This window comes from Johnsonella ignava ATCC 51276 (assembly GCF_000235445.1).
In the GTDB taxonomy this organism is placed as follows: domain Bacteria; phylum Bacillota; class Clostridia; order Lachnospirales; family Lachnospiraceae; genus Johnsonella; species Johnsonella ignava.
Genome location: NZ_JH378834.1, coordinates 35,343 through 53,938, shown reverse-complemented (window position 1 = coordinate 53,938; position 18,596 = coordinate 35,343). Strand labels below are relative to the sequence as shown.

The window sequence follows — 18,596 nt, the reverse complement described above, 5'->3', positions numbered from 1 at the left end:
AAATGAAAATATATAATGCAAAAATAAACTCAAGGCTGATAACGTCAGCCATATTTGTATTAATAGTAATCTTTGCCGTAATAACTGTGCTTATAGGTGTAAGCTGCGGTTCAAAGAATATAAATATGGCGGATTGCTTTCATATAATACTCAGTAAAATTTTTAATTTTGATTTGGATGAAAGTTTAAGCAGAGATGTTACAATTTTATGGAATATGAGAATGCCGAGGATGCTGCTTGCCCTTGCGGCAGGCGGAGGACTTGCCCTTGGCGGCTGCGCAATGCAGGCACTTACCCAGAATGTACTGGCAGACCCCTATGTTTTAGGAGTTTCAAGCGGAGCTTCCGCTATGGTAAGCCTATCATTTCTGATTTTTGGCGGAACCGCAGTTATATCCTATATTACCCCCGTGTTTGCCTTTACAGGGGCACTGCTTGCCATGTTTCTTGTCTACGGTATAGGTATGATAAGCGGCAACAGTTCAACCAATAATCTCATTCTTACCGGAATGGCAATCTCCGTCATATTAAATGCGGCAAGTAATTTTATAATTACCATGCTTCCAAATGCATTTATAATGGAAAGTGCCGCCATGTGGCTTTGGGGCTCACTCTCCGGTGCAAGATGGTATAATATTGGCTTCCCTATATTTGTATCACTTATCAGTCTTATTGCCTTAAGTGTTGCGGGAGACAGGTTCGATTTATTGTCTCTCGGTGAGGAAACAGCCATTACACTTGGAGTATCTACAAAGAAAATCCGCAGATTTACAATAATAACGGTTTCATTATTGATAGGTGCAATTATTTCCGCAAGCGGTTTGATCGGATTTGTAGGTTTTATAATTCCTCATACCTGCAGAATTATTTTCGGCTCAAAAAATAGGAAACTTATGATTTTTTCATATATTATAGGCGGTATTTTTCTTGCATGGATGGATATACTTTCAAGAACTCTGCTTGCACCTAAAGAAATTGCCGTAGGTATATTTTCGGCTTTTTGCGGCGGTCCGTTTTTTATATATCTGTTATACCGAAAGAATAAGACGGGAAGGATATAGCGTAAAATGTCTGATAAAATTGTAGTAAATAATCTTAATTATAGGGTACATGATAAAAATATCCTGCAATCGGTGAGTATAAAAGTTAAAGACGGACAATTTGTAGGAATTCTAGGACCTAACGGATCCGGTAAAACAACACTGCTTAAGCATATTTACAGAGTCTTGCCTGTAAATTCAAATGTCATATTTGTAAATGGAATTGATATAACCAAAACAAGCATAAGACAAAGCTCAAAATTTATGACAGTTATGAGGCAGGAAAACACTTCCGTATTTGATTATACTAATCTGGAAATGGTTCTTATGGGGCGTTCTCCGCATAAAAAAATATATGAAACTGCTAACTGTAAGGATTTGGATATTGCTCTTAGCTCTCTTAAGTATGTCGGTATGTTTGACTATAAAGACCGTCTGTTTAATACATTGTCAGGCGGTGAAAAACAAAGGGTTCTTATGGCAAGATCACTTGCCCAGGAAACTGATATTTTTATTTTAGATGAGCCTACAAACCACCTTGATGTATATTATCAGTGGAATCTTATGAAACTTATAAAAAGGCTTAATAAAACAGTGCTTGCCGTTTTTCATGATTTAAGTATAGCCCTTGAATACTGTGACTATATTTATGTTTTAAATGACGGTAAAAATATAATTGAAGGTGAAGCCGTTGAGGTATTGAGTAAGGAGATTTTAAGAGATGTATTCAGAGTTGACGGCGAAATAATAACTACTTCAAACAGCAATAAGCGTGTAGTTATATATAGCTCCGTTTAATATAGGAGGTCGGAAAGTGTTAATTAACGGTGCATTATTAAAATTAGCGAAAAATTTAAAAAAGCACATTATATCTGTCAGCCTGTTAAGCTGCTTTATCGGTGCAGTTACCGTATTTCAGGCTTTTTATTTGTCTAAGGTAATAAATGCGATTTTTGAACGACCGGATAAAATCATGTATTATTTTATCTGCTTTCTGTTTGCCGTATTTTTACAGATGGTACTGCGGTATCCTGCAAATATGCTGAGTATAAGCTCTGAAGCCTCAATCAAACTTGATATTAGAAATACTTTGTTGGATAGAATATATGGGCTTGGATTGGCTAAACTTACAGATGAACGGAGCGGAAAACTATGTACTCTGCTTTTAGATCGTATAGAGGCACTTGCCCCTTATTATTCGATCTACCTTCCCAATCTGATAACCGTGCTCTTTGTATCCATGGGCTGTATCATCTATATAGGAAGCATTAATTTAAATGTATGCCTAACTGCATTAATCGGTATACTGGGAATGCTTATCACTCCTGCATTTACCTATAAATATCTCTGGGGCAGCGGTACTGAAGTATGGAAAGAATATGATAAATTCGGTTCTGATTTTCTGGATAACATACAGGGTATGAAAACCCTTAAAAATCTGAAAGCCTGTAAAATCAGAAGACAGGAAATGCTTAGAATTTCAAAGGAAATTCATAAAAAAACTATGAATCATATGAAGATTACTACCATAGAGAATTTTCTATTTGAACTGTCTGCAAATATCGGGTCTGTACTTTCGGTAGTTTATGCTGTATATCTCTCTGCTTCGGGACATATAAATGCAGGAAGCGTAGTCTTTGTATTATTTATGATAAGGAATTGCTTTATCCCGGTATATTCTCTTATGTTAGCATGGCATGTGGGTTATAACGGTATTACAGCCTCCAGTGAAATTGAAAATATACTTAAAGAAGAAATTCCCGTATGGAAAGAAAACTTTGACTTTGCGGATACAAATACTCTTTCGACAAGACGGCTTTCTTTCAGTTATAATAACCATGATGTAATTTTAAATAATATTGATTTAGATCTGAAACCGGGCAAAACTTATGCTTTTGTAGGTAAATCCGGTGAGGGTAAGTCTACTTTGGTTTCTCTCCTTGCAGGATTGTATCCGTATACTTCCGGTGAAATCTGGTTTAAAAATCTTCCGCTTACATTAGATACGGTATCCAGATGGCGTGAGAATATAAGTGCGGTATGGCAGAATCCTTATGTGTTTAACGGCACTCTTAAGGATAATCTTCTCTTTGCAAAGCCTGATGCTACAGATACGGAGATTAATGCGGCAATAAAGGAAGCAAATTTGGAAGATATTCTGGCTAAACTTCCGTACGGCATAGATACTGAACTTGGAGAAAATGGAAGTATTTTATCGGGTGGAGAAAAACAAAGGCTTGCAGCGGCAAGATGCTTTTTAAAAAATACCGAAATACTTATTTTTGATGAGGCTACTTCAAGTCTTGATGAGAAAAATCAAGGTTTTATACAGGAAAGTATAGAGTTGTTAAAAAAAGGCAAGACCGCAATTATCATAGCTCACCGTTTGAGTACGGTCAAAAATGCCGACATCATATATATGATTGACGGCGGACGGATTATTGCCTCCGGTACACATGAGGAATTATACAATAATTGTCAAACTTACCATAATCTCGTTAAAAGTCAGGAGGATGGCAATGAAAAATAAAAGAATAAATATTATTTTTGAATTGCTTAAACATTCAAAAGGAATGAGGCTTTATATGCTTGCAAACTGTATTATATGCCTTGTTTATGAGCTTTTGCCTCTTGTAAATATGTTCCTTGTGTCCTATATGACAGGTGCGTTACTGAGCGGTATAGATATAAAATATGGATTTATTGCGGCTATGCTAATTATATCCGTACTTATACACAGTGTTTTCGGTTACCTTAATATGTGGACCGAACATGATATAGCGTACAGACTGCTTTATAAAATGCGTTATGAAACTTATCAGCGTCTTGAACAGGCAATACCGTCATTTTCAAATCAGATGATGAGCTCGGAAATGGTTTCGATAGCTTCGAGTGATATGAATCTGATAGAATGGTTTTATGCCCATACGATAAATATTTTTGTGGTTTCAGTATTTATTTGTACGGTGCTGATTGGAGTTTTTGCTTTCTTACATCCGTTTTTTGCTTTAAATGCATTTGTTTGGATTGTTTTATATCTATGTTCTCCACTGATTTTTAATAAAAAATCAAAGGAACAGGGAAAAGTTATCCGGGAGAGATATGGCAAAGTTGCCAATGCAGTTCTTGATGCAATTCAAGGCATGCGTGAAATTCTCAGCTTTAACATGTGGGAGAGTTACAAAAGGAAAATAAATGCAAGTATAGCGAATTATGAAAAAAGCAGAAAGGCGGATGCAGGAAGAAAGGCTTATGAAGTTGTTTATGCTATTTTTATAAGTACTATGATGACGGTTTCCACTTTATTTATATCATATTATTTATACAAAAGCGGCAGTCTTGAAAAACAATGGATTTTGGCAGTTATTATTACAGGTGGAAGCATATTTGCCATTCTTGCTAAATTTGTCAATATATCCACACAGTTTTCAAGCGTATTTGCAGCCTCTGAGCGTGTGCTTAAGCTGCTTAATCTGCCTATAACCGTCCGTGATTCAGGAACCGAAGAGTTTAATGAAATTGTAGATACTATAGAGTTTGAAAATGTATCTTTTAAATATCCGAACTCAAAAGAGTTTCAGATAAAAAATATGAGTTTTAAAATACACTCAGGAAAGATAATCGCCTTATCAGGCGAGTCGGGCTCAGGAAAGTCAACCATAGTGAATCTCCTGCAAAGGTATGCGGATCCTACCGAGGGTAAAATTCTTATAAATGGTAAAGACATCAGGAGTTTTACTTTGGAGTCATGGAGAGGTGCCATTTCCGTTGTAACTCAGGATACCTATCTGTTTAAGGGAACGGTCATTGAAAATATTAAAATGGGACAGCCGGAAGCCTCTGATAAAGAAGTAAGAAATGTTGCCGCTGCCGCCCAGGCTCACGATTTCATAATACAGCTTCCAAACGGCTATGAGTCTGAAATAGGAGAGAGGGCTTTAAAAATATCCGAAGGGCAGAAACAGCGTTTATCTATTGCAAGAGCACTCTTAAAAAACAGCTCAATTATGATATTTGATGAGGCACAGTCAAGTCTTGATTCCGAAAATGAAGTTAATCTGAATAAGGCTATTAAAAATTTATCAAATAATAAATTCATTATATCAATAGCTCATAGGATATCTTCTGTCAGGGCTGCTGACAAAGTGTTGTTTATAGATAATGGAAATTTTATCGCTTTTGACAGTTTTGACAATCTGAGTAAGAATTGTGATTTATTTATAAAAAAAGTGCTTGGAAAGGAAGAAGGGCGGGCTTCATAAGTAATGGTAAAGCGGCAAAAGCCTTCCGAATGCAATTATAATCAGGAAGGCTTTTTTACTTTAATACTGAGCGGCTCACAGAGATAATTCAAGGATAAGCTTTATAATATTTTCACTTCCGTTTACAGCAGGGGCATTAAGCATATTATTTATATAATTCTTTCTGTTGTTGTATACCTCAGATACGGCGGCTTTGAGGCTTTTGCCGCTAAGTGCATCTTCACTGAGTACATATGAAAATCCACGCTTTTCATATGAAGCTGCATTCAATATCTGATCCCCCCGGCTTGCGGCTGCAGAAAGAGGTATGAGTATATTCGGTTTTTTAAGTGCAAGCAGCTCGCATATTGTATTTGCACCTGCACGGCTTATAACTATATCAGCAAGTGCAAAAAGATCCTTCAATTCAGCTCCTGCATATTCGTACTGTATATAGCCGCAGATTTTTAAAAGGTCATTGTCAATATTGCCTTTGCCACATATATGTATTATATTATACAGTTTAATAAGATCATCCAATTCAGATCTTACAGCGGTATTTATCTTTACCGAACCCAGGCTTCCGCCTATGATAAGCAATACCGGTTTTATATTGTCAAACTGAGTTATCCTTAATGCATTACTACGACTGCCTGAGGTAAGGTCGCTCCGTATAGGTGAACCTGTAAAAACAGCCTTATGCTTAGGAAGGTAGTCAAGCGTTTCAGGGAAACTGCAGCATATTTTATCGGCAAAACGCATACATATTTTGTTGGCAAGTCCCGGGCTTATATCTGATTCATGTATTATAACAGGTATTTTATGTCTGCGTGCAGCTGCAACAACAGGAACTGACACAAAACCTCCTTTTGAAAACACTATGTCGGGTTTAAAATCTCTAATTATACTGCAGGCTTCAAAGTATCCCTTTATTACACGAAACGGATCGGTAAAATTCTTCAAATCAAAATAACGTCTGAGTTTGCCTGAGGATATTCCTTTGTATGTAATATTTTCAGCGGTAATAAGTTTTTTTTCTATACCGTTGTATGAGCCTATATAGAGTATATCGTATCTATGTGCTGTAAGCATTGGAAGGAGTGCAATATTAGGTGTTACATGCCCTGCTGTTCCGCCACCTGTAAGTATGATTTTTTTTGTCATATATAATCCTCCGTATCTATGTATAAAACTATAACAAATACTAAATATAAAATCAAGACTGTTGAAATTAACGTTTACTTGACGGTAACGTATGGGATTTGGTGGTATAAAAATGTCTTTAAAACAGTCTTATTTTATTAAATATTTAATGAGATAAATTTGAAGTCGGAGGTAAAATTACATTCTTTATTTTTATGGTAATAACTATAATGTTTATTGGCAGTTTACTTCCTAATCAAGGTTAGTAAAATGACAAAAAAAGGACTAAGTGTTATAAATTATTGATTTTCACTATAACTATGTGCTTGTATTAAAGGACTGCTACAACTTCCTCTCTGACTTTCTTCATATCGACAGTGGGCTCAAAGCGTGAGATGACATTGCCTTCACGATTAATTAGAAATTTAGAAAAATTCCATTTGATATTAAAAAATGAAAGGACCACCAAATCTTACATTTGTTAGATTCAGTGATCCTTAATTAATGACTTATTTTACAGTCCTTTTTAATATAATTTATAAGCAGTGATTACATTACTGTATCCATGCACCGTTTCCGTCAACTCTGTATCCGTCAGGAGTTGTTGTATTTGTAAGCATTGCACCGCTTGATCTATCACAGTAGTACCATTTTCCCTTAGTCTGAACCCATCCGGTTACCATGTATCCGCTTCCGTTGAAGTAATACCATTTATTATTTATGAATTCCCACTGTGATTTTGGCCATGACCTGTCTGAACGGCTGTACCACCATCCATTATTATCTTTAAGCCATGCTCCTCTTCCTGAAGAATTTCCGCCGGGATTTCCGCCGCCTCCGCCGAATCTTGGAAGCTCGTCATCGCCTACATACAGATCATCGGAAACATTCCATTCACCATGAGCACCCCACGCTGAAGCTCTTACTTTAAATGTATAATTTCCTTTTCCACGATTTCCTATCTCTGAAGAGAAATTGTAGCTTGTAGCTGAGGTTTCAACCTGTGTTACTAAAGAAGAACCACGATAAAGTTTTACAGTATATTTTTCAGCCGTATCTGCAGGAGACCAGCTTGCTTTTCCGCTGTATTCGTCCCAGTTGAGGTCATCAACTCCGAGATTTTCAGCATTACCCTTAAGTTTAGGCATCTTTACTGTAAGAGTGATTGAATTTGAGCCTCCTCTTGCCCTTACAAAGCTTACATTACCGCCGTTAAGTGTATAGTAATTGCTGTTTTTAAGTGCATTTGTGTCAAATTTAAAGCCCTCTTCAGCTTTTATTGTAATATTGAATTTCGGTGTAATACCGCTTTTCCATCTTTCACCGTCCATATTGGTAGCAGCTGCCTGTTCATTTGAAACAGTATAGGCATTGTCATTTCCTGAAGTTACCTCAATACGTTTTTCACTTGACCCTATTTCAATATTGCCTGTGTCAAATGATAATGTAATGTGGTCTATATTAGTTTTGTTTGAACCTGCATACGTAGGGAATGCGAAAGCTGCAAGTAAAAACGCCGAAAGGCCAAGTGCAGCTGTTTTCTGTAAAAATCCTAAGTTTTTCATAGTTTAAGTAATCTCCTTATATAATATTTTAATTATTTTTGTATTTTAGTTACACTTGATTTATCAGTTGTATCTATGTGCATATTCTAATATACAATAAAAAAAAAATCTAGGTGCTAAGGCATTACAGATTTTTTACAAAAAAAAACACCGTCTTAATAAAATCTTGAAGATTGTAAGTATAAATTATATTATTAATTTATTTCAAAAAAACGGCTTTGAATAAGCAATAAGCTTATCAAAAGCCGTTTTTTTTGTTTCTTTTTTAGGGCACCCATACCCCATCAGCATTTACATTGAAGCCGTCGGGAGTGGAAGCATTTGTAAGCATATCACCGTTCTGACTTAAATAATACCATAATTCCTTGTATTTAAGCCATCCTGTATGCATGAGACCGTCGGCATTAAAATAATACCACTTGTCATTAAGCAAAAGCCATGTGCCTTTTGCATAGTTACCGTCATCAAATTTCCACCACCACTGCTGTGTACCTGTTTGATTCCATCCTCTGTTTCCCAGAGCCGGATTAAAAGTGGTTTCAGGAGAGATAGGCTGTACACCGGGTCCTGAACGGGTATTGTCAGTATTACCGCCGCCGTTTTTATATTTTTCTTTTAACTTATTCAGGTAGTCCGATTCTACAAGCAGAGATTCTGATTTTACCATTAAGTTTCTGCCTCCTTTTGTGGGGTAGATAGTAAAATAATATGTTCCGGAACCATTATCCGCAATCTGTCTTGAAAAATTATACTTATCTGAACTTACAGTGTGGAGCGCACCTATCTTTTTATTACCTTTATAAAGCTGTATACGGTAGGATGTTTTATCAGCTGCTTCATCCCACATTGCTATAACATTGTCAAGGCTTTCATCCCAGTATGCGGAAGTAATTACATAGTCCTTTTCCTCAGCATAAACTGTGAATTTGCATAAACCTAAAACAAGTGCAAAAAGCATGAAAAATACAGCTGATTTCTTAAATCTGCTCAATTCCCCAAATCCTCCTTTAATTAAATTGATTTTTTGTGCAGTTGTCCAATTATCATGTAATTACAGATATATGACATAATGTCTGGACTACTTAAATAATAAGCCTTATAATAACATTTGTCAATAAAACCCGCCTAGTCGTTTAGCTTAAGAAGTGTTTACAAAAATATTACATATCATTCCTGAGGTTTTGCAGCAGCCGGAAGTGAAAAGATAAACTCAGTGCCGACATCTTTTGTACTGATTGTATCTATATTTTCACCATGTGCCTGTATTATATCTTTTACTATGGAAAGCCCAAGTCCTGTACCTTTTTTATCCTTTCCACGTGAAGAATCGGATTTATAAAATCTTTCAAATATTTTTACAACTTCTTTTTTATCAATGCCTATACCGGAATCATTTACAGATATAAAAATTTTTTCCTTTTTAGGATAGGTGCTTATATATATTTTTGAATTATTATGTGAGAATTTAACTGCATTATCAATCAGATTATAGAGCACCTGCTGTATTTTTCCCAGATCGGCATAGACCATGGCGGTTTCATCAGAAAAAATCAGCTCTAAGATGATATCTTTTTCATCACATTGAACTTCAAAGCTGGCAGCGGTATTTTTAATGACACGATTTATATCAAAGTTGCTTCGTATAAGCATTCCCTTTGCATCAATATCATTTAATGTAAGTATGCTGCCTGTAAGCTTTGTAAGTCTGTCAGCCTCATCAATGACTCGCTTTATGTATTTATCCTGTATATTTACGGATATAGTGCCGTCAAGTATCGCCTCAAGATAGCCTTTTATTGATGTAAGAGGGGAGCGGAAATCATGAGATATATTGGTTATAAAATTACGCTGATAGTCCTCAACTTTACCCATCTCATCCGACATAAAATTAAGGGTATCGGCAAGATAGCCCATCTCGTCATTTGTATCAATCTGAACTTTATAGTTGAGATTACCTGAAGCGTATTGTTTTGCAGCTTCAGTAATTTTTTTCAGAGGTGCATAAACTATCTTATGAAATACTATAAGTATGAGTGTTGAAAGTATAAAAACTATAAGTGAGGTTATATACACTATATTAAGTATTTCATTCTGATCAGAGATTACTGTTGATATAGGCATGTGGATTACAACATAGCCGTATATTTTGTAATTGCCGTTAATCGGTGCGGATACACTCAGCACATTATAATCAAAAGTGTTGAAGTAGTTTCCTATGGTATAAAATGTACTGCCGTCTACAAGTGTAGGATCAAAATCTTTGATTACATTTTTTTTTGAATTTATTTTCAGTGTCAACTATTATAGTGCCGTCTCTGCCTATTACCCAAATCTGTGAATGAAGAAATGATGCTGCCATTTGAATCTGGGGGTATGCATCTTCAAGTTCTATATCCTGACCTGAATATACTGATGAGTAGGTAGTTGCTATAAGTCCGGCTTCGTCTTTAAGTGTGCTGCTTTTTGCACGGATAAGGTAGTTATAGGTAAGACCTGATGAAAGGGTAGCTATGGTTATAAAACCGGCAGCTCCGAATATTATGTATGCCATCAGGAATTTAATATATAGTGGTATTTTCATAATTTGTTACAGTATATCCTTTAAATATAAAATAATTATTTTTTTAAATTTATAGAGCAAATGGAAGTCTTTATTTGTTTTTTTTCCTGAAATATAAAAAATAATTATTTTGTTTCAAATTTATAACCTATACCCCATACGGTTCCCAGAGACCATGAGCCGTGATCATGTATTTTGCTGCGGAGCCTTTTTATATGTACATCAACTGTACGGGTATCTCCGGCATATTCATATCCCCATATATGTTCAAGAAGCTGCTCTCTTGTAAAAACCTGATTAGGATGTGATGCAAGGAAATATAAAAGTTCAATTTCCTTAGGAGGCATATCTACGACAGCTTCCTTGTAAATTACCGAATAATTTACAAGGCTGATTTTTAAATCAGGATATTCAACATAATTTTCCGATTTTACGGGTTCTTTAAGTGCCGTTTTGTCCCGGTAACGCCTCATAACCGCTTTAATCCTTGCTACAAGTTCTTTTGTATCAAACGGTTTTGTCATATAGTCGTCAGCACCCAGCTCAAGCCCTAAAACTCTGTCAAAAATCTCCGCTTTTGCTGATACCATTATTATAGGAACCGATGATTTTGAGCGTATCTCACGACATACCTGATAGCCGTCCATACCCGGAAGCATAAGGTCAAGCACTACAATATCAGGTTTGAATTCATAAAATGTCTTTATGGCGGACTCTCCGTCAGCTGCCGTTCTAGTCTCATAAAGCTCATTATTATTAAGATAAATGGTTATAAGTTCTGATATATTTTGGTCGTCATCAACTACCAGAACCTTATGTCTTTCATTCATAGTTTAAACCTCGTATAGTATAAATTTGTAATATAAATCAATATATAATGATGTAGGTGGCAAAAGATAATAAATTCTCTTACAAGCAAGCTTGCATCGAATTTTTATACTTATTACACTTGTATAATATAATAAATATCTATAAATAATATAGGGTGGAAATCGCAGTTAAATTAAAAATTTACTATTGTTACCGCATTGCCGCCGTCATCGTATTCGGCAAGATGGTATGATTTTATATAAGGCTGTTTTTTTAAATATGCATGTATGCCCTTTTGGAGTGCACCTGTACCTCTGCCGTGGATTATACGCACATATTTAAGATGTGATAGTAGTGCATCATCAAGATATTTGTCAAGGGCAGAGCACGCCTCGTCTACATTCATGCCTATTACATTGATTTCAGGCGAGATATGGCTGGCTTTCATGAGAGAAGCTCCTTTACTGCCTGCATATACCTTTACATTATCTGCTGGTGTATCATCAATCAGTTCTATATCATCAAGACTTACCTGTGAACGAAGTATACCCATCTGCACATACAGTTTTCCTTTATCATTAGGCAGGCTGCTTACAGTACCTTTCAGATTCATGCTGTGCACATATACACTGTCTCCGCATCTTAGATGTTTCGGCTTTTTTGCTGAATTTTTTTTACTGATTTTAAGTGCAGGTTTTTTTTCAAGTTTTTTTAATGATTCTCTTAATTTTTCTCTCTCTTTTTCAAGTTCGGAGCCTATGCCCTTAGCCGAAGTCAGTTTATTTATATTATTTATAGTGGTATCAGCGGTTTCTTTAGCAAGGCTTAGTATGTTTTCCGCTTCAAGCCTTGCTTTTTCAAGTATATTTTCACGGATTTCCTGAATGCGTGAATTCTTTTTTTCATAGGTTTGCTTAAGTTTTTCAATCTCCGCTTTATAATTATTAATTTCTTTTTTTTCATTTTCTATTACAAATCTGTCATGTTCAATTTTAGTAAGAATTTCTTCAAATGACATATTTTCATCTTCTATATTTTTCTTGGCTTCATCAATTATATATTCAGGAAGTCCAAGCTTTCTTGAGATTGCAAAAGCATTTGATTTTCCGGGTATACCTATAATTATCCTGTATGTAGGTCTTAATGTTTCAACATTAAATTCACAGCATGCATTTTCTATCCCGGGTGTATTTAATGCAAATATCTTAAGTTCGCTGTAATGGCTTGTTGCAAGTACTGTTGCACCTTTTTTATGAAGGTGTGAAAGTAGTGCTATAGCAAGTGCCGCTCCCTCTGCCGGGTCTGTACCCGCTCCAAGCTCATCAAATAAACAAAGTGAGCTGCGATCGGCTTTTTTAATTATATCAACTATATTTTTCATATGCCCTGAAAATGTGGAAAGGCTTTGTTCAATGCTTTGTTCATCACCTATATCGGCATATACATTTTTAAAAACCGGCAGAGAACTTCCCTCAAAAGCAGGTATATGAAGCCCTGATTGCCCCATAAGAGTAAAAAGTCCGACAGTTTTAAGTGAAACGGTTTTTCCGCCGGTATTCGGACCTGTAATTACTAGAAGGCTGTAATCATCACCTATTGATATGTTGATCGGAACCACAATATTATCAGGGATTAAAGGGTGTCTGCCTTCTTTTATGTTTATGTAAAATCTGTCGTTGAATACAGGCATTGACGCTGACATGGCATCTGAAAGATGTGCCTTGGCATATACGAAATCAAGATGTGCCATATTTTTGATATTTTCATTAATATCATCAATATAAGGTCTTATAAGACTGCTTAAATCTTCAAGTATATTATCAATTTCCTGTTGTTTTTCAATTTCAATTTCACGCAGTTCATTATTAAAGCGTATAACTGCCATAGGTTCTATAAATATAGTAGAACCTGAAGCGGAATGGTCATGAACTATTCCGCTTACTTTATTTTTAAAATCCGCTCTTATAGGCAGACAGTATGCACCGTCTTTCATTGTTATAATTGAATCCATAAGATATTCTTTATGTGATTCAAGCAGACTCTGAAGTACCGTATGCATTTTTGACTGTACATTTTTGTGCTGTTTTACAAGCTCAAAAAGTCTGGGTGAAGCATTATCGGAAATTTCCGTTTCAGATAAAATGCATCTTGCAATTTCATTTTTAATCTGAGTCAGCGGTTTGAGTGAAGAAAAGTATATATCAATAGCATCAAATTCTTCAATATCATCTGTATTATCGGTATTATTAGTTTTATAATATCCTTTATCAGCTGTATCGCTGTTATAGTTATTACTTTTATTTGTTTTTTTCTCTTTTGTTTTAGAGATAGTTACATAGGTATCTTTTATAGTATCGTATGCATTTTTGTCATGACAGCCAGCCGGATGATTATCATTGTGCTTACCGTAATTATATGCTCGAGAGGTATTTTCAAGAAAAAGCCTTATATGCATAAGCTCAGGAATATTTAAAGGAGAACCCAGTGCAAGTCTTTTAAAGCTTTCACCAAAGTATCTTACATTACCAAAATTTAAACTGCCTTTTATGCGTATACGATCCAGTGCGGCATATGTTTCTTTCTGTGATTTTACAACCTCTCTAAAATCAGATGAGGGTTTAAGCTTTTCGCATAAGGTTTTTCCCGGCTCACAGGTTGCATATTTTTTTAAAAGTTCAAGTATTTTATTATATTCAAGTGCCTGTATAGTCTTATTATCCATTTTATTATCCATATCTATTGTGATGTATATTTTTATCTGCTGCTAACTGATATATGTATTTAAAGTCTTTAGTACTAAAGTCTTATCAGTTGCTGTTAATTTTAAGAAATTATACCACAAGTGTCTGGTAAATGCACATTACTGTAAAATGGAAAATGAAAGACTCTTTTAACTTTATAGAGTATATAGTATAATAAACATCGGTTGAGTCCAAGGTACTTGTTTACCACGACAGTGCTATTTGTATATATTATATAATAAAAGGACTTTGTTTTAAGCATAAAAACTTACATATAAGAGATCGAGGTTTCAGTATGTCTGAAAGTAATAATACAAAAAAAGACAGAAAAAAAGAATTTATACATGAAAACATAGTAAATAGGGGTGGTAAAAAAGGAAAAGGGAATGTTTTAAGGCATTTTGCGCTGATTGCATGCAGCGCTGTGGTATTTGGACTTATAGCTGCGGCAACATTTGTATTTTCAGAACCAATTGTACGGAATCATTTTAAACAAAAAGACTCAAGACAATATCAAAGTATAAGCATACCGAAAGATGATCCTGAAAATAACAGTACTTCAGAAAATGATGTCGCATCTGACTCTTCAGCACTTGACACTTTGCCGGAAAGCGGATCTGTAAAAGAAACTGAAGTTTCAAAAGAGGGAAAACCGGTAGAGGAGCTTGTTGAATCAGCGTTTGCCAGTCATGAATATACTTCAGATGATGTTAAAAGGATTTATTCAAGACTTGATGAGGTATGCAGAAAACTTGACAATTCTCTTGTAGCGGTTGATTCCGTTAAAAATACAAGGGATTGGTTTAATAACCCGGTAGAAAAGGAAGGGCATTATTCAGGAATAGTGTTTACAAAGACACAGACTGAAATAGGTATACTCTGTCCTGCAGAAGCTCTGGGAGAGGCGGATTTAATCAAAGTGTCATTTAATGATGCGGGTGAGAATAATGCAAGACTTAGAGCAGTTGATAAAATCAGCGGACTTGCAGTTATATATGTACCTGTTGAAGATATTGACAGTAAGGTACTTGAAACAATAGAGCCGGCAACTTTAGGCAATTCATATCTTACTGCAAGGGGAAATGTAGTTATGGCTATAGGAAGTCCGCTTGGGATATCACGTTCTACAAGCTATGGTTATATATCGCATATAGCAAAGGATATAAGTGTAACTGACGGTAATGCAAGGCTTTTTTACAGTGATTTAAAAACTGATGCCCAGGCAGGAAGCTTTCTGATAAATCTCGATGCCGAGGTAATAGCATGGGTTACGGATAAATATAAAGATCTTAACAGCGATAATATCTCGACAGCATATGCCATATCTGATTATAAGGAACTTATAGAAAAGATGGTAAATGGTAATCCTGTACAGTATATAGGTATAGAAGCCGTTAATGTAAGCAAAAAAATGAAGGATACGGGTATGCCTGAAGGTATATATGTAGGAGCCGTAACCCCCGGAAGTCCTGTATATGATTCAGGTATCCAACCCGGGGATATAATAAAGGCATTAAATGAGCAGGAAATTTCAAATATAAATACCTATCAGAAAATTCTGGGACAGCTTCAGATAGGCTCTGATGCCGTTATTACAGTAATGAGGAATAATGGAAAGGATGAATATAAGGAATTGAAATTTAATATTAAGGTTGGTGAGAGGCTGCTTAGAAAGGAAAATTGATGAAATTTTTGTCAACATTAAAAGAGGGTATGAGAATATCTGAGATATATCTGTGTAAAAGCCGTCAGATACTGCTTACAAAAGCAGGAAAGGAGTATGCAAGTCTTATACTTCAGGATAAAAGCGGTACTGTGGATGCGAAGATATGGGATTTAAAATCTCCGGGAATAAATGATATAAGTGCTATGGATTATATTGTGGTTGAAGCTGATGTAAATATGTTCAACAGCAGCCTTCAGCTTAATATAAGACGTGTAAGAAAAGCCGATGCCGGTGAATATATGATAGAAAACTATATACCGGTTTCAAAATACAGTATTGAGAGTATGTATAATGAACTTAAGGAAAAGGTATCTTCAATAAAAAATATACACCTAAACAGATTATTAAATGCTATATTTATAGAGGATACAGCATTTGCCTCTAAATTTAAATCTTCATCAGCAGCAAAAAATGTACACCACAGTTTTATGGGCGGACTGATGGAACACAGCCTGAGTGTTGTAAGGCTGTGTGAATTTTATTGTAAAAGCTATCCTATACTTAACCGTGATCTTTTGATTTCAGCAGCCTTATGTCATGATATAGGTAAAATTGAAGAACTTTCGCCATTTCCGGAAAATGATTACACTGATGAGGGACAGCTGCTTGGACATATAATTATAGGCTGTGAGATAATTTCAAAAAAAGCACAGAAGATAGAAGGCTTTCCTGAAAAACTCCTAAATGAGCTTAAGCATTGTATACTTTCGCATCACGGAGAGCTTGAGTACGGTTCACCTAAAAAGCCTGCTATTATCGAAGCACTTGCCCTTAATCTTGCAGATAATACCGATGCAAAGCTTGAGACTATGAAGGAAATTCTTGAATCTGCCGATGAAAATGTGCTATGGCTTGGGTACAATAGAATGTTTGAAAGCAATATAAAAAGGACAGGATTATGATGAAAAAAACAAATGATTCTATCTATAAAAAAGGGGATATAATTGAGTTTGATATAATAGATTTAAGTAATGATACGGAAGGCATCGGAAAAACCGATGCCTTTACTTGGTTTGTAAAGGATACTGTGATAGGCGACAGAATAAGGGCAGTAGTTATGAAATGTATGAAAAACTACGGTTATGCAAAGCTTGATAAAGTTATAATTCCTTCACCTGAGAGGAGAAAACCGAGATGCCCGGTATCAGGACCATGCGGCGGCTGCACTATGCAGGAAATGTCGTATAGTTTTCAACTCAAATATAAAGAAAACAAGGTTCTTAATAATCTTATAAGGATAGGCGGGTTTAAAAGAGAAGACTTTATCTGTATCGCTGAAAATGAAACTGCGAATAAAGATATTATGGATTCTGATTGTATGGCATCTGAAAATAGATGTATATTTTATCCTGTAATTGGTATGGAATATCCCTGGAGATATAGAAATAAAGCGGTAATTCCGGTAGGTGAAAGAGGACAAAAAATTGCAGCAGGTTTTTATGCAGGACGTACACATAGCATAGTTGAAGTAGATGACTGCCTTATAGGTATAGAAGAAAACTGCAAGATAAAAGATACCGTTCTGTCTTTTATGAAGCGATGTAATATAAAGCCATATAATGAGAAAAACGGTGATGGGGTTATAAGGCATATTCTTATAAGAAAAGGGTTTGCTACCGGCGAAATAATGGTATGCATAGTTATAAACACACAAAAGCTTCCGTATAAAGAGCAGCTGTGCACTGCCTTAAGTGCCATAAAAGGCGTAGAAAGTATTATGTTAAATATAAACCGCAGTAAAACCAATGTTATAATGGGACAAAAAACTGTGAATATATACGGGAAAAATTTTATAAGTGATTATATAGGCAATATCAGATTTAATATATCGGCTGAGTCATTCTATCAGGTAAATCCTGTACAGACCAATATACTTTATAATAAAGTGCTTGAATTTGCAGACCTTAAGGGTGATGAAACTGTATGGGACCTTTATTGCGGCATAGGTACCATATCTTTATTTCTTGCACAAAAGGCAGGGAGGGTATATGGTATAGAAACTGTACAAAAGGCGGTTGAGGATGCTGGAAACAATGCATTTATAAATAATATAAACAATGCATTTTTTATCACCGGGAATGCAGAGGATATACTGGAATTATGGAAAATGGAGATGATAAATAAAGGCGGTGAGATAGATAAAAATGATAAGATGGATAAAAATGATAAGAAAGATAAAAGATGCGGGAAAGATAATAAAAGCCCGGTAAATATAACAGATATAAGAGATATGAGAGATATAAAAAATATACTTGACTTTCCTGATATAGTCGTAGTAGATCCACCAAGGAAAGGCTGTGATATAAAATGCCTTGAAGCAGCGGCGGCAGCATCTCCCCGTAAGATAGTTTATGTAAGTTGCGACAGTGCTACTCTTGCAAGAGATTTAAAGTATCTGGCAGGGAAAGGGTATAAACCGGTGAAGGTGCAGGCTGTTGACATGTTTCCATGGAGCGGGCATGTGGAGACGGTAGCGTTATTGTCCAAACTTGATGTCGACAAACATATAGATGTTGAAATTAAGCTTGATGAGCTTGATTTGACAAGTGCTGAAAGTAAAGCGACTTATGCACAAATCAAGGAATATATATTGGAAAAATTTGATTTAAAGGTTTCGACACTCTATATTGCACAGATTAAAAAGAAATGTGGAATTGTACTGAGGGAGCATTATAATAAATCAAAAAAAGAGAAACAGGCTATTCCACAATGCACACTGGAAAAAGAGGAAGCTATTATGGATGCGTTAAAGCATTTTAAAATGATTTAG

12 protein-coding genes and 1 pseudogene are annotated in these 18,596 nt (G+C 35.5%); 7 read left to right on the top strand and 6 right to left on the bottom strand.

Translation table 11 applies throughout. From position 1 onward, the window contains the following. Positions 1 to 2 precede the first annotated feature (2 nt). From HMPREF9333_RS08410 to HMPREF9333_RS08395, 4 genes are read left to right on the top strand one after another with little or no spacing between them, the layout of a single operon-like run. The gene (locus HMPREF9333_RS08410; RefSeq protein WP_005541393.1) at positions 3 to 1,061 is read left to right on the top strand and encodes a FecCD family ABC transporter permease; all 1,059 of its coding nucleotides are present in this window, start codon (positions 3 to 5) and stop codon (positions 1,059 to 1,061) included. A gap of 6 nt (positions 1,062 to 1,067) precedes the next feature. Then, the gene (locus HMPREF9333_RS08405; RefSeq protein ID WP_005541392.1) at positions 1,068 to 1,838 is read left to right on the top strand and encodes an ABC transporter ATP-binding protein; all 771 of its coding nucleotides are present in this window, start codon (positions 1,068 to 1,070) and stop codon (positions 1,836 to 1,838) included. A 16-nt stretch (positions 1,839 to 1,854) separates the two neighbouring features. Further along, the gene (locus HMPREF9333_RS08400; RefSeq protein ID WP_005541391.1) at positions 1,855 to 3,570 is read left to right on the top strand and encodes an ABC transporter ATP-binding protein/permease; all 1,716 of its coding nucleotides are present in this window, start codon (positions 1,855 to 1,857) and stop codon (positions 3,568 to 3,570) included. Then, entirely contained in the window at positions 3,560 to 5,302 is a 1,743-nt protein-coding gene (locus HMPREF9333_RS08395; RefSeq protein WP_005541390.1) for an ABC transporter ATP-binding protein, read from the top strand. The genes HMPREF9333_RS08400 and HMPREF9333_RS08395 overlap by 11 nt, the downstream gene beginning before the upstream one ends. A gap of 75 nt (positions 5,303 to 5,377) precedes the next feature. Here the strand turns inward: HMPREF9333_RS08395 and HMPREF9333_RS08390 are convergent, their stop codons facing one another. From HMPREF9333_RS08390 to HMPREF9333_RS08365, 6 genes and pseudogenes are all read right to left on the bottom strand, one after another. Next, a complete protein-coding gene (locus HMPREF9333_RS08390; RefSeq protein ID WP_005541389.1) occupies positions 5,378 to 6,445 on the bottom strand; it encodes an undecaprenyldiphospho-muramoylpentapeptide beta-N-acetylglucosaminyltransferase in 1,068 nt (355 codons plus the stop codon). 533 nt (positions 6,446 to 6,978) lie between these two features. Continuing rightward, the gene (locus HMPREF9333_RS08385; protein ID WP_005541388.1) at positions 6,979 to 7,989 is read right to left on the bottom strand and encodes an N-acetylmuramoyl-L-alanine amidase family protein; all 1,011 of its coding nucleotides are present in this window, start codon (positions 7,987 to 7,989) and stop codon (positions 6,979 to 6,981) included. A gap of 265 nt (positions 7,990 to 8,254) precedes the next feature. After that, positions 8,255 to 8,980, bottom strand: a complete 726-nt coding sequence (locus HMPREF9333_RS13510; RefSeq protein ID WP_005541387.1) for a hypothetical protein — start codon at positions 8,978 to 8,980, stop codon at positions 8,255 to 8,257. 176 nt (positions 8,981 to 9,156) lie between these two features. Then, a pseudogene (locus HMPREF9333_RS08375) lies at positions 9,157 to 10,570 on the bottom strand (HAMP domain-containing sensor histidine kinase). Between the two features lie 104 nt (positions 10,571 to 10,674). Next, positions 10,675 to 11,379 carry a response regulator transcription factor gene (locus HMPREF9333_RS08370; protein WP_005541384.1) on the bottom strand — a complete coding sequence of 235 codons (705 nt, stop codon included), beginning with the start codon at positions 11,377 to 11,379 and terminating at the stop codon, positions 10,675 to 10,677. Positions 11,380 to 11,552: 173 nt separating this feature from the next. After that, positions 11,553 to 14,081, bottom strand: a complete 2,529-nt coding sequence (locus tag HMPREF9333_RS08365; protein ID WP_040882719.1) for an endonuclease MutS2 — start codon at positions 14,079 to 14,081, stop codon at positions 11,553 to 11,555. 314 nt (positions 14,082 to 14,395) lie between these two features. On the opposite strand from HMPREF9333_RS08365, the gene HMPREF9333_RS08360 reads away from it, so the two are divergent. The 3 genes from HMPREF9333_RS08360 to rlmD are packed head-to-tail and all read left to right on the top strand — an operon-like array spanning position 14,396 to position 18,596. After that, complete coding sequence (locus HMPREF9333_RS08360) at positions 14,396 to 15,784, top strand: S1C family serine protease (RefSeq protein ID WP_005541382.1); 1,389 nt, start codon at positions 14,396 to 14,398, stop codon at positions 15,782 to 15,784. Further along, on the top strand, positions 15,784 to 16,728 hold the full coding sequence (locus HMPREF9333_RS08355) for a 3'-5' exoribonuclease YhaM family protein (RefSeq protein WP_005541381.1): 945 nt from the start codon (positions 15,784 to 15,786) through the stop codon (positions 16,726 to 16,728). The genes HMPREF9333_RS08360 and HMPREF9333_RS08355 overlap by 1 nt, the downstream gene beginning before the upstream one ends. Then, complete coding sequence (gene rlmD / locus HMPREF9333_RS08350; RefSeq protein WP_005541380.1) at positions 16,725 to 18,596, top strand: 23S rRNA (uracil(1939)-C(5))-methyltransferase RlmD; 1,872 nt, start codon at positions 16,725 to 16,727, stop codon at positions 18,594 to 18,596. The genes HMPREF9333_RS08355 and rlmD overlap by 4 nt, the downstream gene beginning before the upstream one ends.